We start from the raw sequence: 18,932 nt of genomic DNA on the forward strand, positions 1-18,932 counted from the left end.
GAGTAGCCTCAGTCGTTTTTTTCAACTCTTTCGATTGCTCGGCAATGGCTTTTTCTATTTGCTTAAGAACTGAACTTACGTCGTGAAGAACTTGCTCGTTTGTGAAACGGACAACATTAAATCCATTCGCATTGAGATACTCTGTGCGTAACAGATCATATTCCTGCTGTTGGTCATGAATCGAGCCATCCACTTCAATTACCAAACGCTTCTCAATACAAACAAAATCGGCAATAAAATCCTGAATGGCGTGTTGTCGGCGAAACTTAAGCCCCAGCAACTGTCTCCCCCGCAATTGCTGCCAGAGAACGTCTTCTGCCTTTGTTGGTTGCTTTCTGTGTTCACGCGCGAATTCTCTCAACGACTTCCAACGCTCAGAATCTGTATGGTAAAACGGCGCGTTGTTATAAACCAACGGCTGAGCCTGAGCAATCGCTCCCCTCCCTAACGGGGAGGGGCCGGGGGTGGGGTGTTCCTGAAAGTACTTATCAATCGCAAACAGCGCGGCTTTGGCATTGAGCGTATCGAAAATGGTTTCGACCAGCAAGAGGTCGGCACCGCCATCAACTAAGCCCGAAACCTGTTCGTAGTACGCATCGACCAACTCATCGAACGTCACGGCGCGGTAGGCCGGGTTGTTCACGTCGGGCGAGAGACTGGCGGTGCGGTTGGTTGGCCCCATTGCGCCCGCTACGAAGCGCGGCTTGTCGGGGTTCTGGCGGGTATAGTCAACGGCCACTTCTTTCGCAATCCGCGCCGACTCATAGTTCAGTTCATACACCAGCGATTCCATCCGATAGTCGGCCATAGCGATGCTGGTGCCGCTAAACGTGTTGGTTTCAATAATATCGGCCCCGGCGTCGAGGTACTGCCGATGTATTTCCTGAATAATATCGGGGCGGGTCAGGCTCAGCAGATCGTTGTTGCCCTTCAGGTCGTGCGACCAATCCTGAAATCGCTCACCCGATAATCGGCTTCGGTAAGCTGATATTGCTGAATCATGGAGCCCATCGCGCCATCGAGCACGAGGATACGTTCGCGGAGAAGTTCGGTTATCGGTTTCAAGCGATGCAATACGTTATAGCCTGTTTGCAGGAGAACAGCCGTTCGTCCCAAAAAAGTGCAAATTTACAGAAAAGAAACCAGGCTTATCAACAACAACGGTTGGTTACTACCTTATCTGCCCCGTTCTGGGTTGGGGTGGAATGTGGCACCGGTGCCAGGTGGCCGGTTGCCAAGACATCGCAGGGTCCAGTCCCTCCGTCTTTCTTGATAAGCTCGTAAAAATACACACTGGGCCGGTAGAACCCAAAAAAGCTTTACTTTTGGGCCGACTTAATTTTGAGTGGTTGAGTGATTGACTGGTTGAGTGATTGAATGATGGAATGGATTGTTTTGGTGAAAGCCCATTCCATCATTCAACCATTCAATCATTCAATCATTCAACCTGTCAATCATTCAACACATTATGAAACTGGCCGCTATCGATATTGGGTCTAACGCAGCCCGGCTGCAAATTTCTACTATACTTCATAACAACGATTCAGTAAGCTTCAAGAAGGTTGAGTATGTGCGGTTTCCGCTACGCCTGGGTCACGACGTATTCAATTTCGGCGAACTCACGCCCGAATCGGAAGCCCGCACTGCCAAACTGATGCAGGTATATAAACTGCTGATGGAACTGCACGAAGTGGAACATTACATGGCCTGCGCTACGTCGGCCATGCGCGAAGCGTCTAATGGTCACGACGTTGCCCGGCGCATTGAAGCCCAGACCGCCGTAAAAATTCACATCATCGACGGACAGAAAGAGGCCGAACTTATTAACAACGTAGTGGTTCAGGCATTAGACGACCGGCAGTTTCTGCACATCGACGTGGGTGGGGGCAGCACCGAACTGAACGTGTATGTGAACCGGCAGAAAATCAACTCGAAGTCGTTCAAAATTGGCTCGGTACGGCTGCTGGAGGGCAAAGAAACAAAAGGAGCCTGGCGCAAAATTGAAGATTGGGTTCAGGAAAATATCGACTCATCGCAGGGCGTGGTGGCTATTGGCACGGGCGGTAACATCAGCAAGCTGTTTAATCTGGCGGCCAAAACCACCGAAGAAGGCACGTCGCTGGCTGAGATTGAGCGCATCCGCAACCATGTTGCCAGCTATAGTTTAGACGACCGTATCAATAAGCTCCGCCTGAATGCCGACCGTGCCGACGTGATTGTACCAGCCGCCGACATCTACATCTCCGTGATGAAATGGGCCGGAGCCAGCCAGATTATCGTGCCCGATCTGGGCCTGAAAGATGGCATTATTCAGTTGGTTTATGCCCAGCTTTCGCGAAAGAAGCGGGTTTAAAAACAGTTTTGACCTTCACCACTCTTTTTATTCCGTAGTCCACGTTAAAATACAAGCTTAGATTGCTTTTGACTTTGCAGGATCGATACGGTCTTGAAAATTAGCTGGTTCGCCGGTGCGGTTCTACTGTGTGACACTCAACCGATTGATCACGATGCTCCCGACAATGCGCTACTTCTGGCTCGGCGGACTCGCCCTAACTGCAACGGTAGCGGCCTGCACGGTGGGTGGTTTGTTCGGTGGCAAACGCATCAGTTATAACGAGCAGATTCGACCTATTGTCAACGCGAAGTGCATTACGTGCCACGGCGGTATCAAGAAAAGCGGCAACTTCAGTATGCTGTTTCGCGAAGAAGCGTTAGCCAAAGCGAAGTCGGGCAAGTACGCGATTGTGCCGGGCGATGCCGACGCATCGGAACTGGTGAAGCGGCTCGTGAGCGACGACCCGGAACTGCGAATGCCGCTCGAACACCCGCCCCTGAGCAAGGACGAAATCAACCTCATTCGCGACTGGATCGATCAGGGAGCTGAGTGGGAAGACCATTGGGCCTACCTTCCCCCAAAACGGGGAACCGACGCGACCACCAAATCCATCGACACGTTCGTGCGGGAGCGGCTGGAACAGGAAGGGCTGAAACCCGCGCCCGAAGCAGACCGCGCTACGTTGCTGCGTCGGGTGAGCCTCGACCTGACGGGATTGCCGCCGACCCATCAGCAGGCCACCCGCTTCCTGCGTGATACGTCGCCGAACGCTTACGAGAAGTTGGTCGATACATTGCTGGCGTCGCCCCGATTTGGCGAGCGATGGGCCAGTATGTGGCTCGACCTCGCCCGTTACGCCGACTCGAAAGGCTACGAAAAAGACCTCGAACGCAGCATCTGGACCTACCGCGACTGGGTCATCGACGCCTTCAACCGCGACCTGCCTTTCGACCGCTTCACCCTCGAACAATTGGCCGGCGACCTGCTACCCGCAACCGATGCCGCTACGTATCAGCGCAACCTGATTGCTACGGCGTTCCACCGGAACACGATGGCTAACGACGAGGGCGGCACCAACGATGAGGAATTCCGCAACATGGCCCTGATCGACCGGGTGAGTACGACATTCGAGGTTTGGCAAGGTACAACGATGAGTTGTGTGCAGTGCCACAGCCACCCCTACGACCCCATCCGCCACGCCGATTTTTACAAGTTTCTGGCGTTTTTCAACAACACCGAAGACCGCGACATCTACAACGAAAAGCCGAAACTCAGCACCTTCACGCCCGACAACGAACAGTACCTACGGCGACTGATGGGCTGGATTCGGCAGCGCGTTCCGGCGGAAGTCGCTACGCTGCCCAGCGATCCGCTGACAGGTCTGGGCGAGCAACGGAGCGAGTTACTCAGCCGGGTTGGCTACCGGCGCATCGAGGCCGAAGACTTCGACAGTACCAGCCGCCACATCGAACTCTGGGACAACCAAACGGCCATTATGCAAACCACCGAAGGCGCGTTTGTGGGCTACGACAACGTGGACCTGACGGGTGTATCGGCTATTACGTACCGCTACACAACGTCGTTTTCGTCATTCATCGAACTTCACCTCGACCGGCCCGATGGCCCGCTCATCAGCCGTACCAAAATCCCGGCTACGCAGGACGGCGCACCGGGGCAGTGGTACAACTGGAAAACCTACGGCACGCACCGGGCCACTGTGCAGCCGACGTCGGGCCTGACGCGGCCCGGACGGCATACCGTATTTCTGGTCTTTCGCAAAGACAAAGAATTTCGGAGCGATCTGGTACACATCGACTGGTTTCATCTCGACGTACCGCAGGCTCCCATCAGTCGCAACCCGGCCCTGCGCGACTCGGTGGAGCGACTGACGAGCATCCCGGCTATTACGACGCCCGTCATGCGCGAACGCCCGGCCCACCGCGCCCGGCAAGCCCACGTCTTCATCCGGGGCAACTGGCTCACCAAAGGCCAACCCGTGCAGCCCGACGTACCGCGCACTATCGGAAACGTAGCGGACAAAACCATGCAAACCCGGCTCGACATGGCCCGCTGGCTGGTTAGCCGCGAGAACCCGCTCACGGCGCGGGTGATGGTCAATCGCTTCTGGGAACAGTTGTTCGGCTATGGGCTGGTCGAAACGCTCGAAGATTTCGGGACAATGGGCGGCAGACCCTCGCACCCCGAACTGCTCGACGCGCTGGCCGTGCGGTTTCAGGATACATACCGCTGGAGCATGAAGAAACTGCTACGCGAGCTGGTATTGTCGGCTACATACCGGCAGTCGGCACTGGTATCCAAAGACTTACAGGAACGCGACCCGCGCAACCGGCTGCTGGCACGGGGGCCACGCGTCCGGCTCAGTGCCGAGCAAATCCGCGATCAGGCACTGGCGGTAAGTGGGTTGCTAAACCCGGCCATTGGCGGCCCCAGCGTCCGGCCTTTCAACCCGACCAACGACGGCTGGAAGAACGAAAAGCCCGAAAGCCGCCACCGCCGGGCGTTATACACGTTCTGGCAACGTACCAACCCATATCCGTCGATGGTGACGTTCGACAGCCCGCAACGAAACCTCTGCGTCTCGCGCCGGATACGTACCAACACGCCCTTGCAGGCTCTCACGACGCTGAACGACACGGTTTATGTCGAAGCCGCGCAACACCTCGCCCGGTACATGCAGCGACGTGGACGAACGTTGCCGGAGCAGATTTCGGCGGGATACCAGCGCATACTGTTCAGGCAACCCAGCCCGGCGAAGTTGATGTTGCTGAAGCAGTTGTATGCCGAAGCTACAATTACCACCGACAAAAAGGGGCTGACGCTGGTGGCAAATGCGATTCTGAACCTCGACGAAACGCTGACAAAATGAACCGACTCAACCACGCCGACGAGGCTCTGTTTACCGAAGCTACGTTTAATACCCGGCGGCATTTTCTGAAGCAATGCACCGCCGGGCTGGGGTCGCTGGCTCTGCTGTCGCTGCTGGATGGGTGCGGTTCGGGCGTAGAGACGCGACCCTTCGCGTCTCAATCCAATACCGATAATCCGTTACGTCCGCTGTCTCCGCTGGCGTCGCCGAAGGCTAAACGGGTGCTGTTTATGCACATGGAAGGAGCACCGAGCCAGTTGGAGTTGTTCGATTATAAGCCCGAATTAACCAAACTCGACGGGCAGCTTTGTCCGCCCTCGCTGCTCGAAGGCAAGCGGTTTGCGTTTATCAAGGGCGTCCCGAAAATGCTGGGACCGCAGGCCCGCTTTGCCCAGCACGGGCAGTCGGGTGCCTGGCTGTCGGAATACTTCGAGTACCTGCCGAAGGTAGTGGACGACATCACGTTCCTGAAAGCGATGCACACCGACGAGTTCAACCACGCGCCTGCACAGTTGTTCATGCACACGGGCAGTCCGCGCTTAGGCCGTCCGAGCATTGGCTCGTGGGTGACGTATGGGTTGGGTTCCGAGAATCAGAATCTGCCCGGCTACGTGGTGCTGGTGTCGGGGCCGGAACCGAGCGCGGGCAAGTCGGTCTGGGGCAGCGGCTTTCTGCCGACAGTGTATCAGGGGGTGCAGTGCCGGTCGGCGGGTGAGCCAGTGCTATACGTCAAAAATCCGGCGGGCATCAGCGATACGTTGCGCCGGAAATCCATCGAAATCATCAACAAAATCAACGAACTCGAATACGAGCAGATTGGCGACCCGGAGATTCTGAGCCGGATTTCGCAGTACGAACTGGCCTACCGGATGCAGTCGGAAGTGCCCGAAACAATGGACATTACCGATGAGCCGCAGTGGGTGCGCGACTGGTACGGGTAAAGCCCGGTCAGGCGTCGTTTGCCAACAACTGCCTGCTGGCCCGCAAGTTGCTCGAAAAAGGCGTGCGGTTTGTGCAGTTGTTCGACCGGCGGTGGGATTCGCACGGCACCGACGAAGGCAGTGGCGTGGGCGATGGCCTCCGCCGAAACGTCAACTCCATCGACAAGCCCATCGCGGCCCTGTTGCAGGACCTCAAACAACGCGGTTTGCTGGACGATACGCTGGTGGTGTGGGGCGGTGAATTTGGCCGGACGCCCATGATGGAAAACCGCGCAGGCGATAACAATTGGCCCTTCAAAGGCCGCGACCACCACATCGACGCCTTCACGATGTGGATGGCCGGGGGCGGCATCCGGGGGGCTACTCCCACGGCGAAACCGACGAGATTGGCTACTACGGCGTCCGGGGCAAAACCCACATCCACGACCTGCAAGCTACCATCCTGCACGTACTCGGCTTCGACCACGAAAAACTCGTTTTCCCCTTCCAGGGCCGCAACTTCCGCCTGACCGACGTTCATGGCAAGGTCATCCGCGACGTGTTGGCGTAGCGTTTTTGACACACTTCACTGAACTCCCCTCCTATTTCAAGGCAATTGATTGTTGTCCGGCCCGAAGTGGTATCGATTTCCCGTGCCAGTAGAACGTGCCGCTAAGGCCGGGGGCAGGGTAACAGTACCCGACAGGCCGGTTGCGCCCTGCCGCGAGAGGTCAAACAACAGGTCGCCAGCGGGGTGCGGAAACAGCCCTTCGATGTGGCTTAGTTCGCCCAGCGCGGGGCGCATTGCAATGGTTCGGAAGCCTACGTCTGCCGGGCGAATACCTGCTATCACGCTGAAAAAAGCCGAAGCCGGAGCCGTGCTCCAGGGGTGGCATTCCGAACGCGAAGGATGGCCTTCTGCCTCATACTGCTCAGGCGTAGTACTCAGACCATCGGCTACCAGGTTTTTCCAGGGCAACAAGGTCGCGCTGATCAAGTGTTCTGTACCCGTTTTCTGAATGGCCTCGAACAAATAATACCGGAAGTAATACGTTGCCTGCCCCAGCGTAGGCTCCCGTACTAATTTCTCCATAACGGCTTTTTGCTGAGCTGGCGGGAGCGCGTCGGTCAACACGGCCATGATATTGGTGTGCTGATCAAAATAATCTTTGGTAGGGCGTTCGGCCATCAGGCCACGTTTGGTATCGTAGCAGGCAGCATACACCTGCTGCCTGATCTGCGTGGCCCGCAGTCGGTAGCGGTTAGCGGTGGGTATATCACCCAGCGCATCGAACAGGCGGGCCGCGTTTTGCAGGGCATACACATACTGCAAAGTAACTACAGCCGAATTTGTCCCGTCTTGCCCCGGAGCCAGTCCGCCCTTCTTAGAGTCAGAATACCAATCGACAAAATAGGCCCAGTTGGTGGAACCAGCAAGGCCATTGGGCTGAATCAACCCGTCGAACATGGCGAGCGTGTGCTGAATGGCGGGTACAAACTTCTGGACGAAGGATTTGTCGCCCGACCAGAGCAGGTAATCCCAGAGCATATCGACCCAGATGACCGAATAATTGGGATGCACAAACGTGGCACGAAGCGGGTAGCAACTCGTCAGATTACCGTCCCACAGCCGCGAATGATTAAACTGGGTCAGGGCGTTGCGCACGTGCAGGTCGTTGCCGGTTAGCGTGAGCCAGGTGGTGTTGTGTACTTTCGAGTCGCCCAGATATTGCATGGTTTCATAATACGCATCGCTCAGCAGGTAATCCTGGGTGCAGAGTTCAGCAGTACGGCGGCAGAGGTCGAAAATACCGGCATATTCGGGCTTGTCGGCAGCAAAGCGGGCTTTGGTCGGGATGGGCGTGCTGGTATAGCGGTTGTAGAAGTCATCGAGCGTGAGCGGCTCGGCCCCGGTCGTGATGTCTACCTGCACAAATCGGAAGGTCCGCAACCAGGTTGGCCGAAACAGGCGGTTGGCTCCTCCGTCTGGCACAACAATGTCTTTGATACCCACAAATCGCCGGTTTTCGATTTCGTTGCGGTTGGTTTTTTTGGGTGTGTTCGGCAGGAACAGGTTTTCTGCGTAGCCAATCTTCACCAGCGATCCTGCCCCTCCCGACCATCGGAGTTCAGGGTAGCCAATGGTCAACACCCGATTGTCGAGCAGCAGCGTAACGCGGCTGTTGGGTGGTATGGTTGTTGGTCGGCCCTGCAAAAATCCATTGTCAACTGTGCTGGGATTGCCCGATACGGTTGCCAGGCGGGCAATGCGCTCGATGCGCTGCGTCTGTAATGGTGTTGTGCGCGGTTCGAGCAGCCACGCGAAGCCCCCCGCATAGGCACTGGCGCTCTCGCAAAACGTGGCCGACAACCAGACCGTTGCGGTGTCGGTGCCGGTTTGCCACCCCCACGGATACAGGCGTGCCGTCAGGCTATCGGTTGGGTTGGCGGCATAAAACCCACTGATGATATCTTTTTCTTCGGGCCGCACGCGCCACTTCACACCCTTGTGCCGGATGCCGGGGTTGTGCAACGTTTGCCAGCCCGTGCTGGTGTTCAGGCTCAGAGCCGGGTCGGTGGGGGCGTCGATGTGATTGAGCAGAAAGGCCGTTCTGACCGATTGCATGCCAAAAAATCGGTCTGGCCCGAAATTGACTACTTCAGCCACCACTACATTGCGCCCCGCCTGTAGATACGGTGCCAGATCAACGGTTTCGTAACGCCAGTGCCGAATATCGGACAGTTGTGGGCCGAAACACGCTTGCTGGCCGTTGACGTAGAGCGTGTATTTGTTGTCAGCCGATACATTGACGATCAGCTTGTCGGGTTTCTGGGGCAAGTCGATGATTTTACGAAACAGCACTACCGCCGACTCGCCACTGGGCACACCGGGGTGGGTAATCCAGTAAGCTTTCATCGATTTAGGCACGTACTGCGGTATCGGCACGTTGAGTTCCTGTGCCGGGCTAAACAACGGCATTAACACAGTAAAAGCAAGCAGGAGTTTGCGCATAAAAGAAACAGAACAAGCAAAAAAGACAAAGCTGAGCGCAAGCATGTTTTACCGGATTTGCTGCGTTCCGAGTGTTGGCAGTTGCAGCGTCGCCCTGGAAATTAATCTGATTAACCGCCCCGCTTTACCCCGGCCTACCGACGCTTCGCCCCGCCCTGCCGACGGTTCGCCCGGCGTTTGGTTTCGTACCGTTGGCCCAATGCCCAGTTTTGTGCTGTCAACGCTCCTGAGCGGGAGCTACTTCACAACCAAAACTCGGGTATTGTCCGAAGTCAAACACATGAAAACACCTTGCGCTGTTATCCTGATGCTGTTCGCCAGCTTCGCCACGCCTGCGCTGGCCCAAACCAAATCGTCGGCTAACGACCGTAGCTCGTTTCCGTACTCGAACCGCTTTACCCTCGGCGGAGGGGTTTCGCAACTCCTGCTGGGCGGTTTCAATGTGCAGGCCGAATACACCACCAAACGGCTCGTATTCGACTACTCGCATGGGTTCAATATCCGGCTGGCTGGTGCCAGCGCGTCGCCTATTGCGCAGGATCAGAAACTGGCCGAAACGCTGGTGTCTACGCTGGGTATTGGCGTGGGCTACCGGATCACGCCCGAATGGGATGTGCGGGTCGAGCCTAAACTCCACTACTACAACCTGAACTACGACACGGCTGCCGAGTCGGCGGGGAGTTTAGTCACGTCCTACAAAACCGTTACGCTTGGCATTGGCACCTACTACCGTTATTATCCGTTTCGGCGGCAAACGAACGCGCTGGCAGGGGTGCTGATTATGCCCAGCGTTCGGTTTTGGCCCAACGTCTGGAGTTCGCTGCCTGACAATACATTCACCTATCAGAACAAGATAACCAACCGAACGGAGACCTACCGGGCTGCCAGTCAGGGATTTCCGGGTACGGGCGGTTTGCTGGCCAATATCACCGTTGGCTACACCTTTGGCATGCACAGAAATACCGGACAAAAGAAATAACTTGCAGACTGACCGTTCAGCTTATCGACACGCAGCCGCATGGAGCCTGTAGCCTACACCCTCAACGACCGAACTATGCGCCTGATCGGTATTCCGGTGTGCAGCGTGCTGGTGCCAACAATCAACCACTTCGACAAACTGCAGAGCGGCAACCCGGCTTTTCTGACGTACCTGCTGCTGTCGTTCTGCACGACATTGTTTCTCTGGGAAGGACATCGGTTCATTATGCTCTGGATGCGGAAACTGTTTCCGGCCTACCAACAAACCACCCGGCGGCTACTCGTGCAGGCGGGGCTGGCACTGCTCTACACCCTGGTGGTGACCTATGTGCTGGATGAAATTCTGTGCCGGGGTATTCTGCACGACCCCAAACTGGCTAACACCGACCTGCTGGTGGGGTTCCGGGTCAGCCTGATCCCGACGGCGGTGGTCTATCTGCTATACGAAGCCATCTACTTTTTCAATGCCTGGAAACAGAACATCCGCAAAACCGAAGCCCTGGCGCGGGAGGGCATTCAGTCGCAGTTGGAGGTGCTGAAAAACCAGCTCGACCCGCATTTTTTGTTCAACAGCCTCAACACGCTGGCCGCCCTGATCGACGATCAGAACATCGACGCGCAACTGTACCTCGAACGGCTGTCGGACGTGTATCGGTATGTGCTTGTGAGTCGCAACAAAAACACGGTTCCGCTCGAAGAGGAAATGGCGTTTCTGGATGCTTACGTGTACCTGAACAAGATTCGGTTTCGGGATAATTTGCAGGTCGAAAAGCAACTCGACCCCAGTGCCTACCACCAATGCATAACGCCCCTGAGCCTGCAAATGCTGATCGAGAACGCCATCAAACACAACATCGTCTCGAAGGAGAACCCGCTGATTATTCGCATTTTCCAGGAGGGCAATCAGTATTTAGTGGTAGAGAATAACGTTCAGGAGAAAACGATTCTTCGGCACACCGACCCTCGAAACGCCGACCGGGCATCCTCAACGCGGGTGGGGTTGCAGAACATCATCAACCGCTACCAGTTGCTGACCGACCGGCACGTGGAGGTGATTCGGACGGGTGGGTTGTTTCGGGTAAAACTGCCGCTGCTGACCAACTGACCCAGCCATGACCGCGCTCATCATCGAAGACGAATACCCGGCTGCCGAGCGGCTCGAAAAACTCATCGGCAAGGCCGATGCGCGGGTGCAGATCGTGGGTGTACTGGAGAGCGTATCGGCGGCTTTAGCCTGGCTCCGGGTCAACCCGCCCGTCGATCTGATCTTCTCCGACATTCAGCTTTCCGACGGGTTGAGCTTCCAGATTTTCGAGTCGTTTCCGGTACGTAGTCCCGTCATTTTCACGACCTCGTATGACGAGTATGCCATCCGGGCGTTTCGGGTCAACAGCATCGACTACCTGCTCAAACCCATCAAACTGCCCGAATTGGCCTCGGCACTGGCGAAATATCAGAATATGAAGCAGGCCCTCGCGCCGGGAGCCAACGCCGAGAAAATCGAGTCGCTGCTGACGGATTTAGCCCGCAGCCAACGGGCCTACAAAACCCGGTTTCTGGTCAAACACGGCGATCAGTTTGTGCCGGTCGGCCACGAGCAGGTGGCGTATTTCTACACGGCCAACGAGCTGACCTGCTTAGTGGGGCACGATGGGCGGCAGTACATCATCGAACACACGCTGGAAGAACTGGAATCGCTGATCGACCCGCTGTCGTTTTTTCGGCTCAACCGGCAGTTCATCGCGCAGGTATCGGCCATTCGGAAGATTCACACCTACTTCAACGGCAAGCTAAAAATCGACCTGTGGCCCGCCATAGCCGATGAGGTGCTCGTGAGCCGTGAAAAAGCCCCGGCGTTTAAAGCATGGCTGGATCAGTAACCCACGGCTGTGTGCCTTACCCATCCAGCCGGGCCATAATCTGCTGGCTGGTTTTCTGAAGCGCGGCCCGAATCATCTGTTGCCGCTCATCGGTGCAGCGCACTTCGGGCAGAAACACGCTCAGACTCGCCACCACCTGCCCGCCCTTACGCACCGGCACCGCCAGCCCGATAATGTGCGAAGCCGACCGGGTGACGGCCAGTTCATGCCCCCGAATGACCGCCAGAGCCGAGCGTAACTCCTCGGCGGTGGTGGCTTCGGGCCAAACCTCCGGCGCAGGCAGTCCGATACTCTGGATAAAGCTGTCCAACTCCCGCGCCGACAAATACGCCAGCAGCAACCGACCCGACGCCGTTTCGTAAATGTTGCGTTCGGTACGCGAACGTACCTGCAAATCCTGATCGCTGTTGACTAAATGCACGATGAACCGCTTCTGGTTGCGGATGATGCCCAGAATCGAGGTTTCGTTCAGTTCAGCCGTCAGCTCTTCCATTGGCTCTTTGGCGGCCAACACTAAGTTCTGGCTGTAGGAGAGGTTGTTGGTCAGGTTGTAGGCCATCGGTCCCAGCCGGTAGCCCTTCTTGCGGCCCAGGTGCTCGATGTAGTTTTTGCTAACCAGCGTTTGCAGAATGTTCACGCACGTCGCCTGATTCATCTGCAACCCCTCGGCAATTTCGGTCAGCGAATACGTGCGGCCCGAATCCTGCGCCACCCACTCCAGTATGTCCAGTGCCTTTACAATAACCAGAACCATAATTTTTAGTGATAAGTGATGAGTGATAAGTGATGAGTAGTTGAAGCGTCAGCAGACTCATCACTCATCGTTCATCACTCATCACTAAATTTACCGCCCCATCCAGCCGCCATCGACGGTCAGAATGGTGCCATGAACGTATTGGGAGGCTTCGGAGGCTAAGAAAACGGTTGGCCCTTTAAAATCGTCCGGCTCACCCCACCGCCCCGCCGGAATGCGGGCCAGAATGCTTTGGCTGCGGTCGGCATCCTGCCGGAGTGCCTCCGTATTGTCGGTGGCGATGTAGCCCGGTGCAATGGCGTTCACGTTCACGCCTTTTCCCGCCCACTCATTGGCAAACGCTTTGACCAAACTGCCAATCGCCCCTTTACTGGCTGCGTATCCCGGCACCGTAATACCTCCCTGAAAGGTAAGCAGTGAGGCCGTAAAGATAACTTTTCCCCAGCCCCGCGCTACCATGTCGCGCCCAATTTCGCGGGTCAGAATAAACGGCGCGTTCAGGTTGGTGTCGATCACCGTGTCCCAGTAGTCATCGGGATGGTCGGCGGCTGGCTTGCGGAGAATTGTACCCGCGTTGTTGACCAGAACATCGATCACCGGCTCCTCGCGTTTTAGCTGTTCCAGAAAGGCATATACCGCTGACCGCTGACTCATATCACACCGATAGGCCCGGAACGACCGGCCCGTAGCCAGAATGTCCTGCTCGACGGCACTACCCGATAGTTCGAGCGTGGCCGAAACCCCAATTAGGTTAGCCCCAGCTTCAGCTAAAGCAACAGCCATGGCGCGACCAATACCCCGTTTGCAGCCGGTTACAAGGGCCGTGCGTCCTGTCAGATCGAAAAGAGATTGTTTCATTATACTATATCAATGATAAATTACGACAATTATAATTTATTCTGAATGAAAAACAGCGAGTTTCCATGGAAGACAAAATTATTTAAATATAATTTTTTCAAGTTACGTATAGTATTTTTCTATAAAGGAGGACAAATGAATAGTACTTTATCAATAAAAATGAATTTTAGCATTTAACTGTAAAAAAGTTTTCTCAGAAAAAATAGTGTTTATTTTAGAATTCAACATTAATATTGCAATGATGAATTGTTATTTATCATTGATAAATTAAAAATCCAATGGGGCGATTTTTTACAGATAGTTGGAAGCAGTGGCTTGCTACCTTGAGCCTTACTCTACTGATGGTTCCGGTACTGGCACAATCGATGGCCACGGTAAGTGGTCGGGTGACCGACGAGACGGGGAAGCGTTGCCGGGTGTAACCGTATTGGTTAAAAACACGCAGGCATCAGACCGTACCAATGGCACCACCACCGATGCCAATGGTACGTATCGGCTGTCGGTATCGGCGGGCAACGCAACCTTGGTCGTATCGTATCTGGGCTACGCTACTCAGGAAATCAGCGTAGGGACTCAAACGGTGATTGACGTAAAACTCAACCCCGACAACAAGACGCTGAACGAAGTGGTGGTGGTGGGCTACGGCACGCAGCGTAAAAAAGACCTGACGGGTTCTATTGCGTCAGCCGATCTGGTGGCCTTCAAAGAGTCGCCCAACGTAAGCATTCTGCAATCGCTGAAAGGGTCGCTGCCGGGCCTGACCATCAGCCAAACCAACCGCGCGGGCGACGAACCCGCCATCAATATCCGGGGCACGTCGACGCTCAATGGCAATACCGCCCCGCTGATTATTGTCGATGGCATTATTTTCAATGGTCGGCTTTCCGACATTAACCCCGCTGACGTCGCAAGCGTCGATGTGCTGAAAGACCCCAGTAGCAAGGCTGTTTACGGGTCGCAGGCCGCTAACGGCGTAATCCTGATCACGACCAAAACGGGCCGGGCCGCTACCAAGCCATCCATCACGTATTCGGGTAGTTACGCAATCTCATCGCCCACGGTGAACGCGAAGTTGCTACGCCGGGATGCTTTTCTGGAGAAAATCCGGGACATCAACTACCTGACCGCTTTCACCAAAGAGTCGGGCTATACAGCACCGAACCCGGCCTGGACCTTTGCCAATTCGGAGCTGTTTCCCATCTCGCTGGCGGGCGAGAAAGCGGGCAACGATTATGACTGGTACGGCGAACTGACGCAGGATGCCTCTATTCAAAGCCATAACCTGAGCGTGGCGGGCGGCTCCGACAAGACCAATTACTTTATGTCGGGCGGCTACACGAAAGAGAAGGGCCTTATCCGAAACGATGATTATGCCCGCTACACCGTGCGCATCAACCTCGACACAGAGGTGACGAAATGGCTCACGCTGGGGGCCAATACGTCGGGGTCGTTTACGAATTTCTTCAAAGACGCGCCCGACATGAACTCCATCGTGGGGACCAACCCGCTGGTGCTGCCCCGCGATGCCAACGGCAACTTCGTCATCAACCCTATCGGCGACTTTAATGTGAATCCGTTTTTGTCGGCTGAGAATGACCGCTACGAAGTGCAGACCCGGTTGGTAGGCAATTTTTACGGTATTGTGAAGATTCCAGCCCTGCCGGGTTTCAGCTACCGCCTGAACTTCGGCAACAACCTGAAATTCTTTAAAAACTACACCTCGAGCATCTACGGCGCAGGCCAAACGGGGTCGGCGGCCAAAAACGATGCCACGCAGTATGAGCAAACGCTCGACAATATTTTCAACTACACCCGCAGCTTTGGTAAACACAACATCAACGCCACGGCAGTGTATGGCTACAATACGGCGCAGTTTAACCGCACGGTGGCGTCGGGCACGGGTTTTGCTGACCTGAACCTGTCGTACAACAGCCTGCAACAGGCTGAAGTGCAGAAAATTTCGTCGGAAGCCTGGAAAGAAGCACTGCTGTATCAAATGGGTAGCGTGGCTTACAACTACGGCGGCAAGTATCTCATCAAAGCCACCGTTCGGCGCGACGGTTTCAGCGGCTTCTCGAAGAATAACAAGACGGGTATTTTTCCCTCGCTGGGCGTAGGTTGGGTAATTTCTGAAGAATCGTTCTTCAAGGTGCCGGGCATCGACTACCTCAAAATCAGGGGTAGCTACGGCGAAAACGGCAACAAAGTAGCCCGGTACAGCTCGCTGGCGCGGGTGGGTCCAGGAACTACTTCTACTGCTCAAACTGATATAGATAACACAAAATATGTTTTTGGTGATGGTGGCACAACGGCTATCAGTCGCTCCATAAATAGCCTGGCGAATGCCGACCTGCGCTGGGAACGTACTCGTGGTATCAATATCGGCCTCGATTTTGCCATTCTGAAAAACCGCATCGACGGTAACATTGAGTACTACAACTCAAACACCAACGACTTGCTATGGCAGCAAACCCTGCCCCAAACGTCGGGCTTCGCCAACGTATTTACCAACCTGGGGCAGATCAACAACACCGGTATCGAGTTCATGCTGCACGGTCAGCCCGTACAGGCTAAAAACTTCACCTGGGACGTCACGGTCAACTTCACCCGCAACCGCAACAAAGTGGTCACGATTCTGGGCGAAGACAAAAACAGCGATGGCATAGAAGACGACCTGGTGGCAAGTGGTTTGTTTATCGGGCGGCCCATTGGCACCATCTTTGACTACCGGACGCAGGGCATTTACCAATTAGCCGACGAAAAATTAGCTGGTTTCCAGGCAGGTACGTATAGAATCGAGGACGTAAACAAGGACGGTAAAATTACGCCCGCCGACGACCGGCAAATTCTGGGCAACACCGAACCGGCCTATCAGTTCGGGATTCAGAATACGGTATCCTACCGGCAATTTACGCTGCGGGCATTTATCAACTCCATTCAGGGAGGCCGGAACAGCTACCTGAGTGCCAACTTCCCCTATGGCTACAACGGCACGCCCGGCAACGCAACTAACGCCAACTGGTTCGACTTCACCGACTTCTGGTCGCCCCGCAACCCCGGCGGCATTCACCCCAATCCGTGGGTGCCCACACCCGCTGGCGGGCGTGAGTACTTCCAGCGCAATTTTATCCGGTTGCAGGACATCTCGCTCTCATACACGCTGACCGATGCGGTGGCAAAGAAGATCGGCGCGGCCAACTGCAAGCTGTTTCTGAGCGGCAAAAACCTGCTGACCTTCACGAACTGGAAAGGATGGGACCCTGAAACCAACACCACGCTGTTCCCGGTCGGTGGCCCGGCTGGCGGTATCCCCACGGCCCTCGGCGTAACCTCAATCAATGCGTTTCCCGTACTGAAATCGTACTCATTAGGTCTGGAACTCACTTTCTAAACACAACCCCACCCCCGGCCCCTCCCCATTAGGGAGGGGAGTCGCCCAACAGCAGCTTTGCCTGCAGCACTTCTGGGTGGTTCCGCTCCCCTCCCTAACGGGGAGGGGCCGGGGGTGGGGTCAATCATTCACATGAAAAAGAACCTGTTTAACATAGCCCTGATCGCGCTTGTCTTGCTTGGTCAGGCAGGCTGTAAGGAAGACGAATTTCTGGAAGAAGTTCCGCTGGATTTTTACAGCCCGGAAAACTCCTATATCAATGAAGGCAATTTCAACGCGGCCCTCACCGACCTTTATGCCCGCGTCCGGGCCATTCAGAGTGTCGATGGCGGGGCAAGCTTATACTCCGAAGTATTGGGTACCGACATTGCCTACAACGGTCGGCTCGATCAGGCCCGGCTGGGTAACTATGCCGTCGCCCTGACGCCACAGGGCGATATTCCCCGGCAACACTGGATTCGGTGGTACAAGATTATCTCGAATGCCAATACCATCATTGCGCGGTTAGGTACGTCGCAACTGACTGAAGCGCAGAAGAGAGTTATCGGCGCGGAAGCCCGTTTGTTCCGGGCCTACGCCTACCATAAGCTCGTGCATCTGTACGGGGGCGTACCGCTCATTCTCGACGAGGTAAACACGCCCACCACCAATTTCACGCGAGCTACCCGAGAGCAGGTACTCCAGCAAATCATCATCGATGCGACCGATGCGGCCACGAACCTGCCCGGCATCGACGCCGTGCGCGACGGTAAACTGAGCAAGCCCGTAGCCAACCACCTGCTGGCCGAAACCTACATTGCCCTCAAAGACTACGATAAGGCCATCGCAGCCGCCACGGAGGTCATCGAGAAATCGAACCTGCGCCTGATGAATGAACGGTTTGGCAGTCTGCGGACGCAACCCGGCGACGTATTTTACGACCTCTTCCGGGTGGGCAACCAAAATAGGAAATCGGGCAATATGGAGTCGATTTGGGTGATTCAGTATGAATTAGACGTGATTGGGGGCGTGCTGACGTCGGCAGGTAGCCCCATGAACAACCTCGAACGGGTGGTGGCCCCAGCGGTGTTCTCCATATCGGACCCGAGCGGGCGGGCGGCCTTGTTGGACAATGCCTCGGCTTCGACGCTCAACAGCGGGGGGCGCGGGGTGTCGTTTGTGCGACCATCGGACTATTTCCTGTACGACGTATGGGGCCTTGATCCGAAGAAAGACAACCGCAGGCTCGACCCGTCTGTGACTGACATTCGCACCTCGCCGTTCAATATTGTGCGCGATTTTATCTACACCAATCCGACTTCCCCCAACTTCGTAGGCAAAAGCCTGATCGACTTCCCGGCCCCCAACTGGGTGTCGGCCAACTGGCGTTGGTATCCGTATCCGTCGAAGATAACCACGCCCGGCCAACACCCGGTGGGAGTTATGCAGGACCCCGCCAAGCTGACGCTGAAAACCACCGCTGGCCCAACCTTCCGCGATATGTACCAGATTCGATTACCTGAAACGATACTGCTGCGGGCCGAAGCACATCTGCTCAAAGGCAATACCACCCAGGCCGCTGCTGATATTAACTTGGTGCGAAATCGGGCCAAAGCCAAGCCTGTAACCCCTGCCGAGGTAACGCTCGACTACATTCTGGACGAACGCGCCCGCGAACTGATCTTCGAAGAAGACCGCCGGGTAACGCTCTCACGCATGGGTAAGCTGGTAGAACGGGTGCGGAAATATAACCCGCTCAACCGGCCTAACATTCAGGACTTCCACGCGCTGTTCCCGATTCCGTTTTCGGAAATCGAAGCCAATAAAGACGGCAAATTAGAGCAGAATCCGGGGTATTAATTGATCATAGGTTAGTGTTGATGGGGCGGCCTGGCTTTGCTGCCGCCCCATTTTTTAAAACATGTCCGTTTCTTCGC

Annotated in this window: 10 protein-coding genes, 3 pseudogenes and 1 riboswitch; of the genes and pseudogenes, 8 read left to right on the plus strand and 5 right to left on the minus strand. The window is 55.6% G+C overall.

The features are described from left to right. Positions 1-103: 103 nt before the first annotated feature. Together AWR27_RS26205 and AWR27_RS16195 are read right to left on the minus strand one after the other, a co-directional pair. A pseudogene (locus AWR27_RS26205) lies at positions 104-415 on the minus strand (endonuclease domain-containing protein); the annotation flags it as partial. A gap of 51 nt (positions 416-466) precedes the next feature. Further along, positions 467-1,065 (minus strand): annotated as a pseudogene (locus AWR27_RS16195) (homocysteine S-methyltransferase family protein); the annotation flags it as partial. Positions 1,066-1,173: 108 nt separating this feature from the next. Continuing rightward, a riboswitch (SAM riboswitch) is annotated at positions 1,174-1,279 on the minus strand. A gap of 189 nt (positions 1,280-1,468) precedes the next feature. Here AWR27_RS16195 and AWR27_RS16200 point away from each other — a divergent pair. The 3 genes and pseudogenes from AWR27_RS16200 (at position 1,469) to AWR27_RS16210 (ending at position 6,713) form a co-directional block, all read left to right on the plus strand. Beyond that, positions 1,469-2,353 (plus strand): Ppx/GppA phosphatase family protein, encoded by an 885-nt coding sequence (locus tag AWR27_RS16200; protein WP_077132132.1) that lies wholly within the window; start codon positions 1,469-1,471, stop codon positions 2,351-2,353. A 154-nt stretch (positions 2,354-2,507) separates the two neighbouring features. Then, positions 2,508-5,222 carry a DUF1553 domain-containing protein gene (locus tag AWR27_RS16205; RefSeq protein WP_232325851.1) on the plus strand — a complete coding sequence of 905 codons (2,715 nt, stop codon included), beginning with the start codon at positions 2,508-2,510 and terminating at the stop codon, positions 5,220-5,222. Beyond that, positions 5,219-6,713: pseudogene (locus tag AWR27_RS16210) on the plus strand (DUF1501 domain-containing protein). The gene AWR27_RS16205 and the pseudogene AWR27_RS16210 overlap by 4 nt, the downstream one beginning before the upstream one ends. Positions 6,714-6,749: 36 nt before the next feature. Here AWR27_RS16210 and AWR27_RS16215 read toward each other — a convergent pair. After that, on the minus strand, positions 6,750-9,155 hold the full coding sequence (locus AWR27_RS16215) for an alpha-L-rhamnosidase-related protein (RefSeq protein WP_198045019.1): 2,406 nt from the start codon (positions 9,153-9,155) through the stop codon (positions 6,750-6,752). A gap of 43 nt (positions 9,156-9,198) precedes the next feature. Between AWR27_RS16215 and AWR27_RS16220 the strand changes: the two genes are divergently transcribed. The 3 genes from AWR27_RS16220 to AWR27_RS16230 are packed head-to-tail and all read left to right on the plus strand — an operon-like array spanning position 9,199 to position 12,013. After that, complete coding sequence (locus tag AWR27_RS16220; protein ID WP_077132135.1) at positions 9,199-10,134, plus strand: hypothetical protein; 936 nt, start codon at positions 9,199-9,201, stop codon at positions 10,132-10,134. 39 nt (positions 10,135-10,173) lie between these two features. Next, positions 10,174-11,238 (plus strand): sensor histidine kinase, encoded by a 1,065-nt coding sequence (locus tag AWR27_RS16225; protein WP_077132136.1) that lies wholly within the window; start codon positions 10,174-10,176, stop codon positions 11,236-11,238. 7 nt (positions 11,239-11,245) lie between these two features. Further along, positions 11,246-12,013 (plus strand): LytR/AlgR family response regulator transcription factor, encoded by a 768-nt coding sequence (locus tag AWR27_RS16230; protein ID WP_077132137.1) that lies wholly within the window; start codon positions 11,246-11,248, stop codon positions 12,011-12,013. A 16-nt stretch (positions 12,014-12,029) separates the two neighbouring features. Here the strand turns inward: AWR27_RS16230 and AWR27_RS16235 are convergent, their stop codons facing one another. Then, positions 12,030-12,767: an IclR family transcriptional regulator gene (locus tag AWR27_RS16235; protein WP_077132138.1), complete on the minus strand. Its 738-nt coding sequence runs from the start codon at positions 12,765-12,767 to the stop codon at positions 12,030-12,032. Between the two features lie 90 nt (positions 12,768-12,857). Further along, positions 12,858-13,625: an SDR family oxidoreductase gene (locus tag AWR27_RS16240; protein WP_077132139.1), complete on the minus strand. Its 768-nt coding sequence runs from the start codon at positions 13,623-13,625 to the stop codon at positions 12,858-12,860. 310 nt (positions 13,626-13,935) lie between these two features. On the opposite strand from AWR27_RS16240, the gene AWR27_RS16245 reads away from it, so the two are divergent. Further along, on the plus strand, positions 13,936-17,016 hold the full coding sequence (locus tag AWR27_RS16245; RefSeq protein WP_232325852.1) for a SusC/RagA family TonB-linked outer membrane protein: 3,081 nt from the start codon (positions 13,936-13,938) through the stop codon (positions 17,014-17,016). Between the two features lie 132 nt (positions 17,017-17,148). After that, on the plus strand, positions 17,149-18,855 hold the full coding sequence (locus tag AWR27_RS16250; RefSeq protein WP_077132140.1) for a RagB/SusD family nutrient uptake outer membrane protein: 1,707 nt from the start codon (positions 17,149-17,151) through the stop codon (positions 18,853-18,855). Positions 18,856-18,932: the final 77 nt, after the last annotated feature.

Source organism: Spirosoma montaniterrae, assembly GCF_001988955.1.
GTDB classification, from domain to species: Bacteria; Bacteroidota; Bacteroidia; order Cytophagales; family Spirosomataceae; genus Spirosoma; species Spirosoma montaniterrae.

Excerpts from the sequence above, each read along its gene's own strand:
- AWR27_RS16215 (WP_198045019.1), bottom strand. The coding sequence starts at position 9,155 with ATGCGCAAACTCCTGCTTGCTTTTACTGTGTTAATGCCGTTGTTTAGC.
- AWR27_RS16220 (WP_077132135.1), top strand. The coding sequence starts at position 9,199 with ATGTTTTACCGGATTTGCTGCGTTCCGAGTGTTGGCAGTTGCAGCGTC.
- AWR27_RS16205 (WP_232325851.1), top strand. The coding sequence starts at position 2,508 with ATGCTCCCGACAATGCGCTACTTCTGGCTCGGCGGACTCGCCCTAACT.
- AWR27_RS16200 (WP_077132132.1), top strand. The coding sequence starts at position 1,469 with ATGAAACTGGCCGCTATCGATATTGGGTCTAACGCAGCCCGGCTGCAA.
- AWR27_RS16235 (WP_077132138.1), bottom strand. The coding sequence starts at position 12,767 with ATGGTTCTGGTTATTGTAAAGGCACTGGACATACTGGAGTGGGTGGCG.
- AWR27_RS16240 (WP_077132139.1), bottom strand. The coding sequence starts at position 13,625 with ATGAAACAATCTCTTTTCGATCTGACAGGACGCACGGCCCTTGTAACC.
- AWR27_RS16225 (WP_077132136.1), top strand. The coding sequence starts at position 10,174 with ATGGAGCCTGTAGCCTACACCCTCAACGACCGAACTATGCGCCTGATC.
- AWR27_RS16230 (WP_077132137.1), top strand. The coding sequence starts at position 11,246 with ATGACCGCGCTCATCATCGAAGACGAATACCCGGCTGCCGAGCGGCTC.
- AWR27_RS16250 (WP_077132140.1), top strand. The coding sequence starts at position 17,149 with ATGAAAAAGAACCTGTTTAACATAGCCCTGATCGCGCTTGTCTTGCTT.